Here is a 16447-nt window from a genome sequence, read left to right as displayed (position 1 = left end):
GGGCTTGAGAATCAGAAGACGTGAGCAACGCCCACGGCGTAGATGTCACGCTGGCGGAGCTTGACTCCTGCTGCGTTCTCGATGTCGCCGTTGGTCAACAGGCCATACAGGCGGGTGCGCTTGGACATGTTGTAGACCACGCCAGCGGACAGGGCATCACCCTTTTGGGTGGTGTTGCCGTTCAGCTTGGACTTGCCGGTGCTGTAACCCAGCGAGAAGTCCCAGGCGCCGACCGGAGCGTTCGCAGCGACCGTGTAGGTGTTCGCTTTCAGGTTGGTCGACGTTTTGGCCTGGTTCCAGCCACCCGACACGCGGAAGGCGCCGAAGTTGTAGGCACCCGCAACGGTGGAGTACTCGTTCGTCGAGCCCAAAGCGCCGAGGGCGTTTTGCTGGGCGTTCTCTTGGTACGCAGCGCCGATATCCAGGTTGCCGGCTTTGTACCGGATGTTGAATGCCGACACGTCGTCGCTGACGTTGGCCGTTTCGTCAAAGCCGTGGCTCAGACCAAAGCTGACGCCGCCGAACGATGGCGACTCGTAACGGATCTGGTTGCTGGCGCGATCGCCGTAGTCACCAATGCCGCCCACGCCGTTGGTGGCGGTGGCACCGGTGCCGACCACCGTCTCGGTGGTCGCGAAGTTGCCCGAATCCCAGACGTTGCTGCTGACCATCAGGTCGCGAATGTCGTCGAACGACGTGTCGTGACGGCCCAGCTTGACGGTACCGAAGCCGCCGGTGAGGCCCACGAACGCAGCGCGATCGCCCAGGGAACTGGCGCTGGGCGCATCGATGTTGAGACCGGTTTCGATCGCGAAGATGGCCTTCAAGCCACCGCCGAGGTCTTCAACGCCACGGAAGCCCAAACGGCTGGTGGTCAGGTTACCGCTGAACATCTGGGTCACGCCAGCGGGGCCAACGCCGTTGACGATGTTGCCGGTCTTGGCCGAACCCACGGACGCATCGAGGCGACCGTAGACGGTGACAGACGATTGCGCCAGGGCGGCGCCGGAAGCGGCCAGAACGGCCAGAGCGATGAGGCTCTTTTTCATGAGGGTGTACTCCAATGGATTGAGGTCGGGCCTGGGCCCCTGCCCCCTACCGTATGCAGGGCGACCTCTGTATTTTCGGCAAGAAACGCCACCCGCCCGTGGCAGACCCCCGGTTTTTTGCGGGTTCTTACCAATTTACAACGCCGCCACCGGCTTTGCGCGCTTTCACATGTTTGTCACGAAGCACAGCGCTGCGCACCGCACGTGCAAAACACCCACCGAAGGCCCAACAAAAAAGCCCGCTATCGATCAGATAGCGGGCTTTTGATGTGTACGTTGGTGCCGGAGAGATGAATCGAACACCCGACCTTCTCATTACGAATGAGCTGCTCTACCGACTGAGCTACACCGGCAACGCCCGAGATTATAGCCCGGTGTGGTACCCGGTCACGCGGTCGACCTCGTTCTTCGAACCCAGCACCACGCTCACCCGCTCGTGCAGCTTGCCGGGCTGGATGTCCAGGATGCGCTGCTTGCCGTTGGTGGCGGCGCCGCCGGCTTGTTCGACCAGCCAGCCCATGGGGTTGGCTTCGTACATCAGGCGCAGCTTGCCGGGCTTGTCGGGCTCGCGCTTGTCCCAGGGGTACATGAAGACGCCGCCGCGCGTGAGGATGCGGTGCACGTCGGCCACCATGCTGGCGACCCAGCGCATGTTGAAGTCCTTGCCGCGCGGGCCTTCCTTGCCGGCCAGGCATTCGTCCACATAGCGTTTCACCGGTTCGTCCCAGTGGCGCATGTTGCTCATGTTGATGGCGAATTCCTTGGTGTCGGGCGGGATCTGCACGTTCTCTTTGGTGAGCACGAACGAGCCCTGCTCGCGGTCCAGCGTGAACATGGCCACGCCGTCACCCACGGTGAGCACCAGTGTGGTCTGCGGGCCGTAGACGCAATAGCCGGCGGCCACTTGCTGTGCGCCGGGTTGCAGGAAGTCCTGCTCGCTCACGCCGGCGCTGCCTTCGGGCTTTTTGAGCACGCTGAAGATGGTGCCGATGCTCACGTTCACGTCGATGTTGCTGGAACCGTCAAGCGGATCGAACAGCAGCAGGTATTCGCCTTGCGGGTAGCGGTTGGGCACCACGTAGATGCTGTCCATCTCTTCGCTGGCCATGGCTGCGAGGTGACCGCCCCATTCGTTGGCTTCGATCAGCACCTCATTGGCAATGATGTCGAGCTGCTTCTGCATCTCGCCCTGCACGTTTTCGGTGGTGGCGGCGCCGAGCACACCGCCGAGGTCGCCTTTGTTGACGGCCTGGCTGATGCCCTTGCAGGCGCGGGCCACCACTTCGAGCAGCAGGCGCAGTTGGGACGGGATGTGGCCGTCGACGCGTTGTTGTTCGACGAGGTAGCGGGTGAGGGAAATGCGTTTGGTCATGGTGGGTCTTCGTTTCAGTCGGCCAGAGCCCGCGTCACCACTTCGCGCACGTCGTTGCTCAGGTCGGTCTTGGCGGCCACGCGGGCGATGGCTTCGCGCGCGGCACTGCGGTAGGGCTCGGCGAGCTTCTTCCAGCGGTCGAGCGCGCGGGCAAGGCGGGCGGCCACTTGCGGGTTGAACGCGTCGAGTTCGATGACGCGCTCGCTCCAGTACAGGTACCCCGCCGCGTCCGTGCGGTGAAAGGCGCCGGGGTTGGCGCTGCAGTAACTGAAGATCACGCTGCGCGCGCGGTTGGGGTTCTTCAAATGGAAGTCGGGGTGCTTCATGAGCTGGCGCACGGCGGGCAACACGTTGCCTCCCCGGTCGGGTGCACCGGCTTGCAGGGCAAACCACTTGTCGAGCACCAGGTCTTCGTGCTGGAACATCTGGTGGAAACGGGCCAGCGCGTCGCGCGCCAGGGCGTGACCGCTCACCACCAGGGCCGACAGGGCGTTGAACCGATCGGTCATGTTGCCGGAGTCCTTGAAACGCTGGTAGGCGCGGCCGGGCCACACCGCATCGCCGCTGGTGCGGGCGTCCAGGCACAGCATGGTGAGCGCCATGCCCGCCAGCGCGCGGCGGCCGGTGCTCACCGGATCGGGGCGGTAGGCCCCGTTGTCCTTGTTCGCATCAAATGCCCAGGCCCAGTCGGCTTGCAGTGCTTGCGCCAGCTGCGCGCGCATGGCTTCGCGCACGGCGTGCACGCGTTGCGGGTCGACTTCGTCGAGCTGCTCGGCCACGTAGCTTTCGCTGGGCAGCGTGAGCACGAGTTCCTTGAACGCGGCGTCCAGCGTGGGGTGGCGCAGCACGTCGCGCATGGCGTCGAGGTAAGCATCGTCCAGTGGCAGGGAGGGCACGTCCCCGCCGCTCTGAATCGCCATCAGAGCGCGGCGCAAGGCCAGGCGTTGCGCGGCCTCCCAGCGGTTGAACGGATCGGGGTCGAAGGCCAGCAGCGTGAGCAATTGCGCGTCGGTGTAGTGGCAGTCGAGCACCACGGGCGCCGAGAAGCCGCGCAGCAGTGAGGGAACGGGCTCGCTGTCGAGGTTCACAAAGGTGAAGCTCTCGCTGGCTTGCGTCAACACAAAAGTGCGGCTGCCGGTTTCGGGCTGGCTCCAGTGGGCCAACTGCAGTGGCAGCTGCGCACCATCTGCATTGAGCAAACCGAGCGATACCGGGATCACGAACGGCTCTTTGGCGCCCTGGCCGGGCGTGGGCGCGCAGCTTTGCGCGAGCGTGAGGGTGTAGCTGCGGGCGGCGGCATCAAACACGCCCTCGGCGCGCAGGCGCGGCGTGCCGGCCTGGCTGTACCAGCGCTTGAACTGCGGCAGCAGGCGGGCGAGGTCCGTGTCGGGATTGGCATCGGCCAGCGCTTGGGCGAAGTCGTCGCAGGTGACAGCCTGGCCGTCGTGACGCTCGAAGTAGAGCTTCATGCCGCGCGCAAAGCCTTCGCGACCGACCAGCGTCTGCATCATGCGCACGACCTCGGCGCCCTTTTCGTACACCGTGACGGTGTAGAAGTTGTTGATCTCCGCATAACTGTCAGGCCGCACCGGATGCGCCATCGGGCCGGCGTCTTCGGGAAACTGTGCGGTGCGCAGGACGCGCACATCTTCAATGCGCTTGACCGCTCGCGCCGAGGGCTCGGCGCACAGGTCCATGCTGAACTCCTGGTCGCGGAAGACGGTGAGGCCTTCCTTCAACGACAGCTGGAACCAGTCGCGGCAGGTGACGCGGTTGCCGGTCCAGTTGTGGAAGTACTCGTGGCCCACGACCGATTCGATGTTGGCGAAGTCGGTGTCGGTCGCGGTGGCGCTGTTGGCCAGCACGTACTTGGTGTTGAAGATGTTGAGGCCCTTGTTCTCCATCGCGCCCATGTTGAAGTCGGCGGTGGCCACGATCATGAAACGCTCCAGATCGAGCGGCAGGCCGAAGCGCGCTTCGTCCCAGGCCACGCTGGCGATCAGCGAGTTCATGGCGTGTTCGGTCTTGTCCATGTCGCCGGGGCGCACATACACCTGCAGCAGGTGGTTGCCGCCGCTGCGCGAGGTGATGCGCTGCTCGCGCGCCACCAGCTGGCCGGCGACGAGTGCGAACAGATAGCAGGGCTTTTTGTGGGGGTCGACCCACTTGGCGAAGTGGCGGCCGTCGGGCAGCTTGCCTTCTTCCACCAGGTTGCCGTTGGACAGCAGCACCGGGTACTTGGCCTTGTCGGCACGCAGCATCACGGTGTAGCTGGCCATCACATCGGGGCGGTCCAGGAAATACGTGATGCGGCGAAAGCCCTCGGCCTCGCATTGCGTGAAGAAGGTGCCCTGGCTCACGTACAGGCCCATGAGCTGCGTGTTCTTCTCGGGCGTGCAGGTGGTGAAGATTTCCAGATCGAAAGGCTCGGTGCCTTCGGGCAGGCTCTCCAGCACCAGTTGCTGCCCGTCCATCTTGAACGAGCATCCCGCGCCATTGACCAGCACGCGGGCGAGATTCAGGTCTTCCCCGTCCAGCCGCAGAGCCTGCGCAGCAACTTCCGGGTTGCGGCGCAGGCGCATTTTGTTGAGCACGCGCGTCTTCGCCGGGTCCAGGTCGAAGCAGAGGTCGACGGTGTCGATCCAGTAAGCCGGTGCGGCATAGTCTTCTCGGCGAACCACGGTGGTGGGGCCTTCACGCAGTGAGCTCATGGTCAGACGCCTTGCTTCAGTGATGCTTCGATGAAGGGATCCAGATCGCCGTCCAGCACCTTCTGCGTGGCGGAAATCTCGACGTTGGTGCGCAGGTCCTTGATGCGGCTGTTGTCCAGCACGTAGGAGCGGATCTGGTGGCCCCAGCCGACGTCGGTCTTGGTGTCTTCCAGCTTCTGCTGCTCTTCCATGCGCTTGCGCATCTCGAAGTCGAACAGCCGCGAGCGCAGCCGCTTCCAGGCGACGTCGCGGTTGCTGTGCTGGCTGCGACCGTCCTGGCACTGCACCACGATGCCCGTGGGGATGTGCGTCAGGCGCACGGCCGAGTCGGTCTTGTTGATGTGCTGACCACCGGCGCCGCTGGCGCGGAAGGTGTCGGTGCGCACGTCGGCCGGGTTGATGTTGATCTCGATCGAGTCGTCGATCTCGGGGTACACGAACACCGACGCGAACGAGGTGTGGCGACCACCCGACGAGTCGAACGGGCTCTTGCGCACCAGGCGGTGCACACCGGTTTCGGTGCGCAGCAGGCCGAAGGCGTAGTCGCCTTCGATCTTGATGGTGGCGCTCTTGATGCCGGCGGTGTCGCCCTCGGTCTCGTCTTCAATCACGGTCTTGAAGCCCTTGCGCTCGGCGTAGCGCAGGTACTGGCGCAGCAACATGCTGGCCCAGTCGCAGGCTTCGGTGCCGCCGGCGCCGGCCTGGATGTCCAGGAAACAGTTGAGTGGATCGGCCGGGTTGCTGAACATGCGGCGGAATTCAAGCTTTTCCACTTCGACGGCGACCTTCGCGGCTTCGCCTTCGATGGTGATCAGGCCGGCGTCGTCACCGTCTTCGCTCGACATCTCGAACAGCTCGGTGTTGTCGGTCAGCTCGCCGGTGAGGCGGTCGAGCACGAGCACCACGTCTTCGAGGGATTTTTTCTCGCGGCCCAGTTCCTGGGCACGTTTGGGGTCGTTCCAGACCGTTGGGTCTTCGAGTGCCGACTCGACTTCCTTCAACTTCGATGCTTTGGCATCGTAGTCAAAGATACCTCCGGAGCTCGACCACGCGTGTGGTCAGGTCTTCGAGCTGGGATCGGATGGCGTTGCTGCGTTCGGCTTCCATGGGGTGTTCCTGCGGTCAATGTTCAAAACCGCGATTTTCTCACGCCATGCCGCCGCCAGCGGCCGCACCCTTCAAAAGCGCCAGGTGGTTCCAAACATCACGGCAGCGGTGCCCAGCAGCTGGATCTCGAGCGTGCTCTTGGGTGACAGGCGGTAGCCGATGGCGGGAATGAGCACGGGCGAGAAGCCGCCCACGTTGAGCGGCACCTTGTCCTTGTACTGGCCCACGTAGCCATAAATGATCCCGGCACTCACCGACACGTACAGCTGCGGCTGCGCTTGCCAGAACCCCGGCCAGCTCTTGCCCACGAAGGCGTAGGCCGAGGGTTGGCCAAACGAGTTGTTGAACAGGCTGAAGCCGCAGTAGCGGTTGTTGGGCAGCAGCCGGCTCACGCTGACCGCGTACACCTGTTCGTGTTCGCTGTCGGGCGTCCAGTGGTGGGTGTAGGGCGAAAAGAAGGCCTCGTAGCGGGGTGCATCGGGCTCGGCACTGGCTGGCTGGTCGTGGCCCGGACACAGGTCCCAGCTCCCTGCCTGAGCCTGGGCACCCATGCAGAGACCCAGAACAGCCGCCGCGGCTGGCTTGAAAAATGTGCGCGGGATCAATTTCATAACGCGCGAGTATGCCCGGCGGCATTGGAACGCAAGGTCCCGGCGACCCAGAAACCCCCGCCGCCCGCCGAAGTGGCTCAGGGAGCGGTGCGAAGGAAGGTCTCGATGAGGTTGGCCAACTCGGCCGGCTGGTCGTGGTGCACCATGTGACCCGCTTCCTGCACCACGGCACTCTGCAAACGTGGCACGGCGCGGATGCGCTCCATGTACTGCGCCAGCGTGTACTGGCCCTTCCACCACTGGCCCAGGCTGTCGTCGCCTGCGGTGACCGACAGCACCGGTGCGCTGATGCGGCGGTAGATCTCCAGCGCCTCATCAAGCCGGTAAATGTGGGCGCTGGTCACCTTGTGGGCCGCGTCGCCCAGAATGTCCCACGCGCCTTGCGCGTTCGGTGCCGCCCATTGACGGGCCAGCCAGTCAGCCTTGTCTTGCGCCAGTCGTGGATTGGTTTTCATGAGCCGGCTCGCCACGCCGTGTGCGTCGGCGTAGCTCTTGAGTGCCTTGCCGCCGCGCTGCACGGCCTTGATCTCGTCCATCCACTGCGCGTAGCGGCCGGCGGCTTGTGCGGGCCGCGTTTCGGGCAGGCCGAAGCCCTCCAGGTTGACCAGGTGTTCAATGCGCTGCGGACGAACGCCCGCATACATCATGGCGATGTTGCCGCCCATGCTGTGGCCCACCAGGTCGACCTTGCGCTCGCCAGCATAGTGGTCGAGCAGAACGTCGAGGTCGGCCAAATAGTCGGGGAACCAGTAGCTGTCGACCGCTGGGCCTTCCAGTTGGGTGTGCCCGAACCCTCGCCAGTCGGGCGCGATGATCCAGCGCTCGGTCTGCAGTGCGTCCACCACAAACTGCCACGAGGCCGCCACATCCATCCAGCCGTGCACCAGCACCAGTGGTGCCACGCTGTCGCTGCGCTCACCCCACACGCGCACGTGGTAATTCAGGTTGCGGACCGGGACGTATTCGCTGCGTGAGGCTCTCAGTGCTTGGTACATTCATCGGATCATAAAGACGGAGACCGAGACCACCATGCGCCCGAGTCAAGCCAGAGACAAGACGGACAAGCCGCTGGACCTGTACGACACCTTGCACAGCCGCTTCGGCTGGCAGGTGCCCGAGCAGTTCAACATGGCGCAGATGTGCATGCGCCGCTGGGCCGAAGACCCTGCGCGTTCGACCGGTGCGGCGGTGGTGGACTGCGCGCCGGGCCGCACAGACCAAACCCACAGCTACGCCGATCTGCTCGACCAGGCCAACCGACTGTCCAACGCATTGGCCGCACTCGGCGTGCAACGCGGTGACCGTGTGGCCATCGTGCTGCCGCAGCGCTTCGAGACCGCGGTGGCCTACATGGCGGTGTTGCAGATGGGTGCGGTGGGCATGCCGCTGTCGCAACTCTTTGGCCCTGAGGCGCTGGAATTCCGCTTGCAGGACAGCGAAGCGGTGGTGGCCATTTGTGATCAGGCGACCTTGCCTGCCTTGCTCGACGTGCGCGACGACTGCCCGCTGCTGCGCTGTGTGATCGGGGTGGACGGCGACGGCACGCCCAAGGGCATGCGCGCCGACCTCGACTGGACCGCGCTGCTCGCACAAGAGCCGGCCGGGTTCACGCCGGTGAACACCTTGTCCGAAGAGGCGGCGGTGCTCATCTACACCAGTGGCACCACGGGCAACCCCAAGGGTGCGTTGATCCCGCACCGTGCGCTCATCGGCAACCTCACCGGTTTTGTGTGCAGCCAGAACTGGTTCGGCTTTGATCCGTTTGACGCATCCGTCCCGTCGAAGGCGGTGTTCTGGTCACCCGCCGACTGGGCTTGGACCGGTGGTCTCATGGACGCGCTGTTGCCCACGCTGTACTTTGGCCGGCCCATCGTCGCCTTCAACGGGCGCTTCAGTCCGCAGACCGCTTTCGAGTTGATCGAGCGCCATGGGGTCACGCACAGTTTCCTGTTTCCCACCGCGCTCAAGGCCATGATGAAGGCCGTGCCCAAGCCGAAGCCGCGATACAAGTTCCAGCTGGAAGGCCTCATGAGCGCTGGCGAAGCGGTGGGCGACGCGGTGTTTGCCTGGTGTCGTGACCACCTCGGTGTGACGGTCAACGAGATGTTTGGCCAGACCGAGATCAATTACATCGTCGGCAACTGCGCGCGCCTGTACCCGGCGCGGCCCGGTTCCATGGGCAAGGGCTACCCGGGGCACCGGGTGGCGGTGATCGACGAGGCCGGCAACGAGTGCCCAGTCGACGTGCCGGGCGACGTGGCGGTGCACCGGCTGGATGTGCACGGGGAGCCTGACCCGGTGTTCTTTTTGGGCTACTGGAAGAACGACGCATCGACCCGGGCCAAGTACACCGGCGACATGGCCAACAGCTGGTGCCGTACCGGCGACCTGGCCACGAGGGACGCCGACGGCTACCTCTGGTACCAGGGCCGCGCCGACGACGTGTTCAAGGCGGCGGGCTACCGCATCGGCCCGAGCGAGATTGAAAACTGTCTGGTCAAGCACCCGGCGGTGGCCAACGCCGCGGTGGTGCCCAAGCCGGACGCCGAACGCGGCGCGGTGGTGAAGGCTTACGTGGTGCTGGCGCCCGGGCATGTGGCGGGTGACGGGCTGGTGAAACAGTTGCAGTCGCACGTGAAGGGGAAGCTGGCGCCTTACGAATACCCGAAAGAGATCGAGTTCATCGACTCGCTGCCCATGACCACGACGGGCAAGGTGCAGCGGCGGGTGTTGCGGTTGCAGGAAGAAGAACGGGCTCGGGATTCATTGCGCGTTTGAACCTTGCGTGCTCGCGAGCGGTCGGCGCTCTGCCCGGAGGTCGCCGATGACCCGATCCGCCAGAGAAAAAAACTCAGGCCGCAGGACGCCGAGACCGCGACTGGTCCCGCGCCACCTCGACGAACTCCATGACCTCGGCGCGCAGCGGCGAACCGCGCCGCCACACCAGCCCCACATCCACGGTGGGCACCGCGTCGCGCAAGGTCCGAACCTCCACGTGTTCGGCGTCCAGCGTCCAGGGTCGGTACAGAAAGTCGGGCAGCACAGCCAGACCCGCCCCCACCCCCACGAGCGAACGCACCGCCTCCAGCGACGAGGTGCGCAACACCGTGCGTGGCTTCAACTGGTGGCGTGCCCACACACTGCGCATCAACACCTCGATGCGGTCGGCTTGCAGCACCACCAGATCGTGCTGCACGCACTCGGCCAGGCTCACCTCCGATTGCCCAGCCAGCGGATGGTCTGCCGCCATCCACACGCGGTTGGGTGAGCGGGTCAAGGTCTCGGCCATCAGCGCTTGCGGCTCGCCCAGCGCGTTGCTCACCATGATCGCGATGTCCAGTTCGCCGTTGATCAACAGGTGTTCGAGGAAGGGCGGGGCGTCTTCCACCACTTGCAGGTCCACCCCCGGGCAGGTGCGTCGAAAGCGGGCGAACACCTCCGAGAGGTAGTAGCCCGCCACCAGGCTGGTCACGCCGATGGTGAGTGCGCCGGCCAACGGCGTCGAACTCGGGTACACGCCACGCGTGGCGTCGGCCACCGCGCCGATCACCCGCCGCGCCTTCACCTGAAACCGATGGCCCTCGGGCGTGAGCCGCATGCCTTTGGTGCTTCGTTCGAACAGCACCAAACCCAGCTCGTCTTCAAGCTCCAGCACGCTCTTGGTGATGGCCGACTGCGCAATGCTGAGCATGCGCGAGGCTGCGGCCACCGAGTCCGATTCGGCCACCGCGAGGAAGTAGCGGAACTGCTTGAGTGTGATGTGGCGGCTCATGCTGGTGCACCGTGGGAACGTGGCGCCCTTTTGCGGTGCAGTAAAGAGCGGGGTAAACCCTTGATCACTATTTTCGAGATAGCTTACCGCAGCAATATTGAATTTTGAAAGCGGTGAAGGGCTTCATACGATGCGCTTCGGTTGGCCCGCCGTGCGGTGGGCTGCGTTTCACAAACCGTTCTCAAACCGAAGGTGATCGACCATGAAACTCGCACAACGCCCCCTTGCCCGCACCGTCGCGGGTCTCGTGACGACGGCCCTCACCCTGGCCTCCCTGGCACCCGCTGTGCAAGCCCAGTCGGCCCTCAAACAACTGGGCAAAGGCGAAGGTCAGGTCGACATCGTGGCCTGGCCCGGCTACATCGAACGCGGCCAGACCGACAAGAACTTCGACTGGGTGACCGACTTCGAAAAGAAGACCAGCTGCAAGGTGAACGTCAAAACGGCGGGCACCTCCGACGAGATGGTCGCTCTCATGAACGAAGGCGGCTTTGACCTGGTGACCGCTTCCGGCGACGCCTCCATGCGCCTCATTGCCGGCAAGCGCGTGCAGCCGATCAACGTGGACCTGATCCCCAGCTACAAGACGGTGGACCCGCGCCTGCAGAAGGCGCCCTGGCACTACGTGAACAACACGCACTACGGCACGCCCTACCAGTGGGGCTGGAACGTGCTCATGTACAACACCACCGTCTTCAAGGACAAGCCGCCGACCAGCTGGAGCGTGGTGTTCGAAGAGACGACGCTGCCCGACGGCAAGAGCAACAAGGGCCGCGTGCAGGCCTTCGACGGCCCGATCTACATCGCCGACGCCGCGCTCTACCTCATGAAGAAGAACCCGGCGCTGGGCATCAAGGACCCCTACGAACTCAACGAAGCGCAGTACAAGGCCGCGCTGGATTTGCTGCGGGGCCAGCGCAAGCTGGTGGGCAAGTACTGGCACGATGCTTTCGTGCAGATCGACGACTTCACCAACGAAGGCGTGGTGGCGTCCGGCAGCTGGCAGTTCATGGCCAACATCTTGAAGAGCAAGAACCGCCCGGTGGCCACCGTGGTGCCGGCCGAAGGCGCTACCGGCTGGGCCGACACCACCATGCTGCACGCCGAGGCCAAGAACCCGAACTGCGCCTACATGTGGATGGAGCACTCGCTCAACACCAAGCTGCAGGGCGATCTGGCCGCGTGGTTCGGCTCGGTGCCCTCAGTGCCCGCAGCCTGCAAGGGCAACAAGCTGCTGACCGACCAGGGCTGTGCCAACCAAGGCTACAACAGCTTTGAGCGCATCTCGTTCTGGAAGACGCCAACCTCCAAGTGCGCGACGCAGAACAACGCCTGCGTGCCGTACCACAAGTGGGTCTCCGACTACATCGCGGTACTCGGGGGCCGCTGACGCGGCACACCCCCGCGCCGCGCCGCCGGCGCGTCACCCCCTCAAGGGGGCGATGCCTGAGGCCCGGCAAAGCCGGTTCCTCGGCATCTCTGGTTGAGGTTTCTTCACTCGTTGCATCACTTGTATGACTGTTGCCGTCACCCTTGAGTCCGTGTCCTGCGTGTTCGGCAGCGGCGCTCAGACCGTGCGCGCTGTCGATCATGTGGACCTCACCATCGAAGGGGGAGAGTTCTTCACCTTGCTCGGGCCCTCGGGCTCGGGCAAGACGACCTGCCTGCGCATGATCGGCGGCTTCACACTGCCGACCTCGGGGCGCATCCTCATCGGCGGGCAGGATGTGTCGCACCTGCCGCCGTACGCGCGGCCGGTCAACACCGTGTTCCAGGACTACGCGCTGTTCCCGCACATGAACATCCGCGACAACGTGGCGTACGGGCTGATGGTGCAGGGCGTGGAGAAAGCGCAGCGCCATGCGCGTGCCGAACAGATGCTGGACCTCGTGCGCCTCTCCGGCGTGGGCGCACGCCGTCCGGGCCAGCTTTCGGGTGGGCAGCGTCAGCGCGTGGCGCTGGCGCGTGCGCTCATCAACCAGCCGCAGGTGCTGCTGCTCGACGAGCCGCTGGGCGCGCTGGACCTGAAGTTGCGCGAGCAGATGCAGACCGAGCTCAAAGCGCTGCAGCGGCAACTGGGCATCACCTTCCTCTTCATCACGCACGACCAGCACGAAGCGCTCTCCATGAGCGATCGCATCGGCGTGTTCAACAACGGCCGACTCGAACAGGTCGACGCGCCACAGGCCATCTACAACCGCCCGGCCACGCGCTTCGTGGCCGAGTTCGTGGGTGCTGCCAATGTGTTCGACGGCGCACGGGCGCGCGAGATCGCGGGCGTGGACAGCGTGATGCTTCGGCCCGAGCGCATACGGCTCGGCGCTGCGCCGCAGGCACGCCTGAGCGGCGCGGTGATCGACGCGCAGTACTTTGGTTCGTTCTCGCGCGTGCGGGTGGACTGGGCTGGCGAGGCTGTCTCGGTGGACCTCAACCCCGAGCTGCACCCCGAACTGCCGACCCCGGGTGACACCGTGCACCTGCACTGGCAGGCCGACGCGGTGCACCCGCTGCAGATGGTCGGGCTCACACCATGAGCGTGGCGCTGACCGCAGCCCCACAGCCGATGCCGCGCGCCGGTGCCTTGCGCTGGCTGTCCGACTTGCTGTACACGCGGCGCGGTCTGCTGCTGGCAGCACTCCTCGGCCCGCCGCTGCTGTGGTTCGGTGTGGTCTATCTGGGCTCGCTGTTCGCCCTGCTGGCCAACAGCTTCTTCACCCTGGACGAATTTTCCGGCGTGGTCGACCGCTCGCAGCTCTCGCTGAACAACTTCCGCGAGATGACCAGCCCGGCCAACGTGGACGTGGTGCTGCGCACGGTGCTCATGGCGGTCAGCGTTACCCTGGCCTGTGGGCTCATCGCCTTCCCAATGGCCTATTACATGGCCCGCTATGCCCGTGGTCCGCAGAAGGCGTTGCTCTACATCGCCATCATGCTGCCGCTGTGGTCAAGCTACCTGGTGCGGCTCTATGCGTGGAAGCTGCTGTTGGCCAAGGAAGGCGCGATCAGCTGGGTGCTGGCCGAGGTGCACATGACCTGGCTGCTCGACGCGCTGCTGTCCACGCCGGGCATCGGCGGCAACTCGCTGTCGTTCTCGCGCCTGGGCACCTTCATCGTCTTCGTCTACATGTGGCTGCCCTTCATGATCCTGCCGATCCAGGCCGCGATCGAGCGCATCCCTGGCTCGCTGCTCGAAGCCTCCAGCGACCTCGGCGCGCGATCCGGCACCACCTTCTGGCAGGTGATTTTCCCGCTCGCCATGCCGGGTATCGCAGCCGGTTCCATCTTCACCTTCTCGCTCACGCTGGGCGACTACATCATTCCGCAGGTGATCGGCGACTCCACGCTGTTCATCGGCCAGGTGGTGTACCGCCAGCAGGGTGTGGCGGGCAATGTGCCGTTCGCCGCCGCGTTCTCGCTCGTGCCCATCGTGGTGATCGGCGTCTATTTGTGGATTGCGAAGAAGCTGGGAGCTTTCGATGCGCTCTGACCCCTCGCGTGCTGGCTGGGGCCTGAAGGCCGCCACTTGGGCGGGCGTGCTGTTCCTGCACATCCCGCTCGCGCTCATCATCCTGTACGCCTTCAGCGCCGAGGACAAAAGCTACGTCTTCCCGCCGCCCGCCCTCACCACGCAATGGTTCGCCGCCGCCTGGGACCGCGAGGATGTGTGGGCTGCGATCGGCCTGTCGTTCCGCGTGGCGCTGGTCTCCACCGCATTGGCCATGGTGCTGGGCACGCTGGCCGCCGCGGGTCTGGCGCGCACGCGTTTCTTCGGGCGCGACGCGATCTCCCTGCTGCTCATCTTGCCGATCGCGCTGCCCGGCATCGTCACCGGCATCGCGCTGCGCACCGCGTACCACACAGCCGAGATCCCGTTCAGCTTCTGGACCATCGTGGTCGGCCACGCCACCTTCTGCGTGGTGGTGGTCTACAACAACGCGGTGGCGCGGCTGCGGCGCACCAGCCCGTCGCTGATCGAGGCCTCAATGGACCTGGGCGCCGACAGCTTTCAGACCATCCGCTACGTGATCCTGCCGCAACTGGGCTCGGCCCTGCTGGCCGGTGGCCTGCTGGCGTTTGCGCTGAGCTTTGACGAAGTCATCGTGACCACCTTCACCGCCGGCCAGCAGACCACGCTGCCCATCTGGATGCTGCAGGAGCTGATCCGGCCGCGCCAGCGCCCGGTGACCAACGTGGTGGCCGTGGTCATCATCGCGCTAACCTTCATCCCCATCCTGGCGGCGTACTACCTCACGCGTGCCGACGAGCAACCCGGCGGTCGCTGAGCCCGAACCCCTTCACACCCCAACGGAGAACACCATGGGCAAGACACCCGACTTCCAGGTTCCGATGTCGACCGAGCTCTTCATCGACGGCCAGTTCGTGGCCGGCGAGGGCGAGGCTGAGCGCGTGCTCAACCCGGCCACCGGCGAGGTGATCGCGCAGGTGCCCGAGGCCTCGTACGAGCAGATCCACAAGGCGGTGCTGGGCGCGAGCCGCGCCTTTGACACCTGGAGCGAGACCACGCCGATGGAGCGTTCGCGCCTGCTGCTGAAAGTGGCCGACGCGATCGAGCAGCGCGCCGAGCAGTTCGCGCGCCTGGAGTCGCTCAACTGCGGCAAGCCCTACCTGCGCGCGCTGGAGGACGAGATCCCGGCCATCGTCGACTGCTTCCGCTTCTTTGCCGGCGCGGCGCGCTGCATGACCGGCTCTTTGGCCGGCGAGTACCTGCCGGGCCACACCAGCATGATCCGGCGCGACCCCGTGGGCGTGGTCGGTTCCATCGCGCCGTGGAACTATCCGCTCATGATGGCCGCGTGGAAATGCGCGCCCGCGCTTGCGGCCGGCAACACGGTGGTGCTCAAGCCCAGCGAGCAGACACCGCTGACCACGCTGATGCTCGCGCGCGTGATCGCCGAGATCCTGCCCAAGGGCGTGTTCAACGTGGTCTGTGGACGGGGCCCGACCGTGGGACAGCCGCTGGTGGAGCACCCGCTGGTCCGCATGGTCTCACTCACGGGTGACGTGTCCACCGGCCGCAAGATCCTGCAGGCCGCCACCGGCACCTTGAAGCGCACGCACCTCGAGCTGGGCGGCAAGGCGCCGGTGCTGGTGTTCGACGACGCCGACATCGAAGCGGTGGTGGAGGGCATCCGCACCTTCGGCTACTACAACGCCGGTCAGGATTGCACGGCGGCCTGCCGCCTCTACGCCGGCGCCAAGGTGTACGACCGGTTGGTGGCCGACCTGAGCAGCGCGGTCAAGTCCATCCAGATGGGCACGCAGGACGAGCCCGGTGTGGAGCTCGGCCCGCTCATCACCGACCGCCAGCGCGACCGGGTGGCCAGCTTCGTGGAGCGCGCGCAGATGGTGGGCCACATGGAGGTGACGGCGGGCGGCAAGATGCGCGCGGGCAGCGGCTTCTTTTATGAGCCCACGGTGATTGCCGGTGCGCGGCAGGACGACGAGATCGTGCGCCGCGAGGTGTTCGGACCGGTGGTGTCCATCACGCGCTTCACCGATCCTGAGGAGGCCGTGACCTGGGCCAACGACTCCGAATACGGCCTGGCCTCGTCGGTGTGGACGCAGGACGTCTCGCGCGCGCTGCGCACAGCGCGCAAGCTGCAATACGGCTGCACCTGGATCAACACCCACTTCATGCTGGCCAACGAAATGCCACACGGCGGCATGAAGGCCAGCGGCTACGGCAAGGACATGTCGATGTACGCGCTGGAGGACTACACGGTGGCGCGGCACATCATGGTCAGGCTGTGAAGCTCCCCCCGCCGCGCTGCGCGCGACCCCCCTCGTGAGGCGGCGACACCTGG

Annotated in this window: 13 protein-coding genes and 1 tRNA gene; 6 read left to right on the top strand and 8 right to left on the bottom strand. The window is 65.3% G+C overall.

Translation table 11 applies throughout. The features are described from left to right. Positions 1 to 11 precede the first annotated feature (11 nt). The 7 genes from Q1W68_RS07870 to Q1W68_RS07840 all read right to left on the bottom strand — a co-directional run bounded on the left by Q1W68_RS07870 (position 12) and on the right by Q1W68_RS07840 (position 7845). Positions 12 to 1049: a porin gene (locus Q1W68_RS07870; RefSeq protein WP_300651152.1), complete on the bottom strand. Its 1038-nt coding sequence runs from the start codon at positions 1047 to 1049 to the stop codon at positions 12 to 14. 277 nt (positions 1050 to 1326) lie between these two features. Further along, positions 1327 to 1402, bottom strand: a tRNA-Thr gene (locus Q1W68_RS07865). An 11-nt stretch (positions 1403 to 1413) separates the two neighbouring features. Beyond that, entirely contained in the window at positions 1414 to 2421 is a 1008-nt protein-coding gene (locus tag Q1W68_RS07860) for a class 1 fructose-bisphosphatase (RefSeq protein WP_300651149.1), read from the bottom strand. Between the two features lie 14 nt (positions 2422 to 2435). Continuing rightward, positions 2436 to 5132: an aminopeptidase N gene (pepN, locus tag Q1W68_RS07855; protein WP_300716052.1), complete on the bottom strand. Its 2697-nt coding sequence runs from the start codon at positions 5130 to 5132 to the stop codon at positions 2436 to 2438. A 2-nt stretch (positions 5133 to 5134) separates the two neighbouring features. Next, positions 5135 to 6239 (bottom strand): peptide chain release factor 2 gene (prfB, locus tag Q1W68_RS07850; protein WP_300716051.1). Its coding sequence is split into 2 segments (ribosomal slippage): positions 5135 to 6157 and positions 6159 to 6239, totalling 1104 coding nucleotides; the frame shifts between segments, so codons are not numbered across the junction. 71 nt (positions 6240 to 6310) lie between these two features. After that, entirely contained in the window at positions 6311 to 6850 is a 540-nt protein-coding gene (locus tag Q1W68_RS07845) for a hypothetical protein (RefSeq protein WP_300716050.1), read from the bottom strand. A 77-nt stretch (positions 6851 to 6927) separates the two neighbouring features. After that, positions 6928 to 7845, bottom strand: coding sequence for an alpha/beta hydrolase (locus Q1W68_RS07840; RefSeq protein WP_300653805.1), 918 nt, complete (start codon positions 7843 to 7845; stop codon positions 6928 to 6930). 34 nt (positions 7846 to 7879) lie between these two features. Here Q1W68_RS07840 and Q1W68_RS07835 point away from each other — a divergent pair, with 34 nt between their 5' ends. Beyond that, entirely contained in the window at positions 7880 to 9628 is a 1749-nt protein-coding gene (locus tag Q1W68_RS07835; RefSeq protein WP_300653803.1) for an AMP-binding protein, read from the top strand. A 73-nt stretch (positions 9629 to 9701) separates the two neighbouring features. On the opposite strand, the gene Q1W68_RS07830 is transcribed toward Q1W68_RS07835, so the two are convergent. After that, a complete protein-coding gene (locus tag Q1W68_RS07830; protein ID WP_300653800.1) occupies positions 9702 to 10622 on the bottom strand; it encodes a LysR family transcriptional regulator in 921 nt (306 codons plus the stop codon). A 202-nt stretch (positions 10623 to 10824) separates the two neighbouring features. On the opposite strand from Q1W68_RS07830, the gene Q1W68_RS07825 reads away from it, so the two are divergent. The 5 genes from Q1W68_RS07825 to Q1W68_RS07805 all read left to right on the top strand — a co-directional run bounded on the left by Q1W68_RS07825 (position 10825) and on the right by Q1W68_RS07805 (position 16394). After that, on the top strand, positions 10825 to 12012 hold the full coding sequence (locus Q1W68_RS07825; protein ID WP_300716049.1) for an ABC transporter substrate-binding protein: 1188 nt from the start codon (positions 10825 to 10827) through the stop codon (positions 12010 to 12012). A 124-nt stretch (positions 12013 to 12136) separates the two neighbouring features. Next, positions 12137 to 13156 (top strand): ABC transporter ATP-binding protein, encoded by a 1020-nt coding sequence (locus tag Q1W68_RS07820; protein WP_300653794.1) that lies wholly within the window; start codon positions 12137 to 12139, stop codon positions 13154 to 13156. Further along, positions 13153 to 14109 (top strand): ABC transporter permease, encoded by a 957-nt coding sequence (locus Q1W68_RS07815; RefSeq protein WP_300653791.1) that lies wholly within the window; start codon positions 13153 to 13155, stop codon positions 14107 to 14109. The genes Q1W68_RS07820 and Q1W68_RS07815 overlap by 4 nt, the downstream gene beginning before the upstream one ends. Continuing rightward, positions 14099 to 14905, top strand: coding sequence for an ABC transporter permease (locus Q1W68_RS07810; protein ID WP_300716048.1), 807 nt, complete (start codon positions 14099 to 14101; stop codon positions 14903 to 14905). Before Q1W68_RS07815 ends, Q1W68_RS07810 begins: the two co-directional genes overlap by 11 nt. A gap of 64 nt (positions 14906 to 14969) precedes the next feature. Next, complete coding sequence (locus tag Q1W68_RS07805) at positions 14970 to 16394, top strand: gamma-aminobutyraldehyde dehydrogenase (protein WP_300653808.1); 1425 nt, start codon at positions 14970 to 14972, stop codon at positions 16392 to 16394. Positions 16395 to 16447: the final 53 nt, after the last annotated feature.

Source organism: Hydrogenophaga sp. (assembly GCF_030158645.1).
Taxonomy (GTDB): domain Bacteria; phylum Pseudomonadota; class Gammaproteobacteria; order Burkholderiales; family Burkholderiaceae_C; genus Hydrogenophaga.
This window is presented reverse-complemented; position numbering and strand designations above follow the sequence as displayed.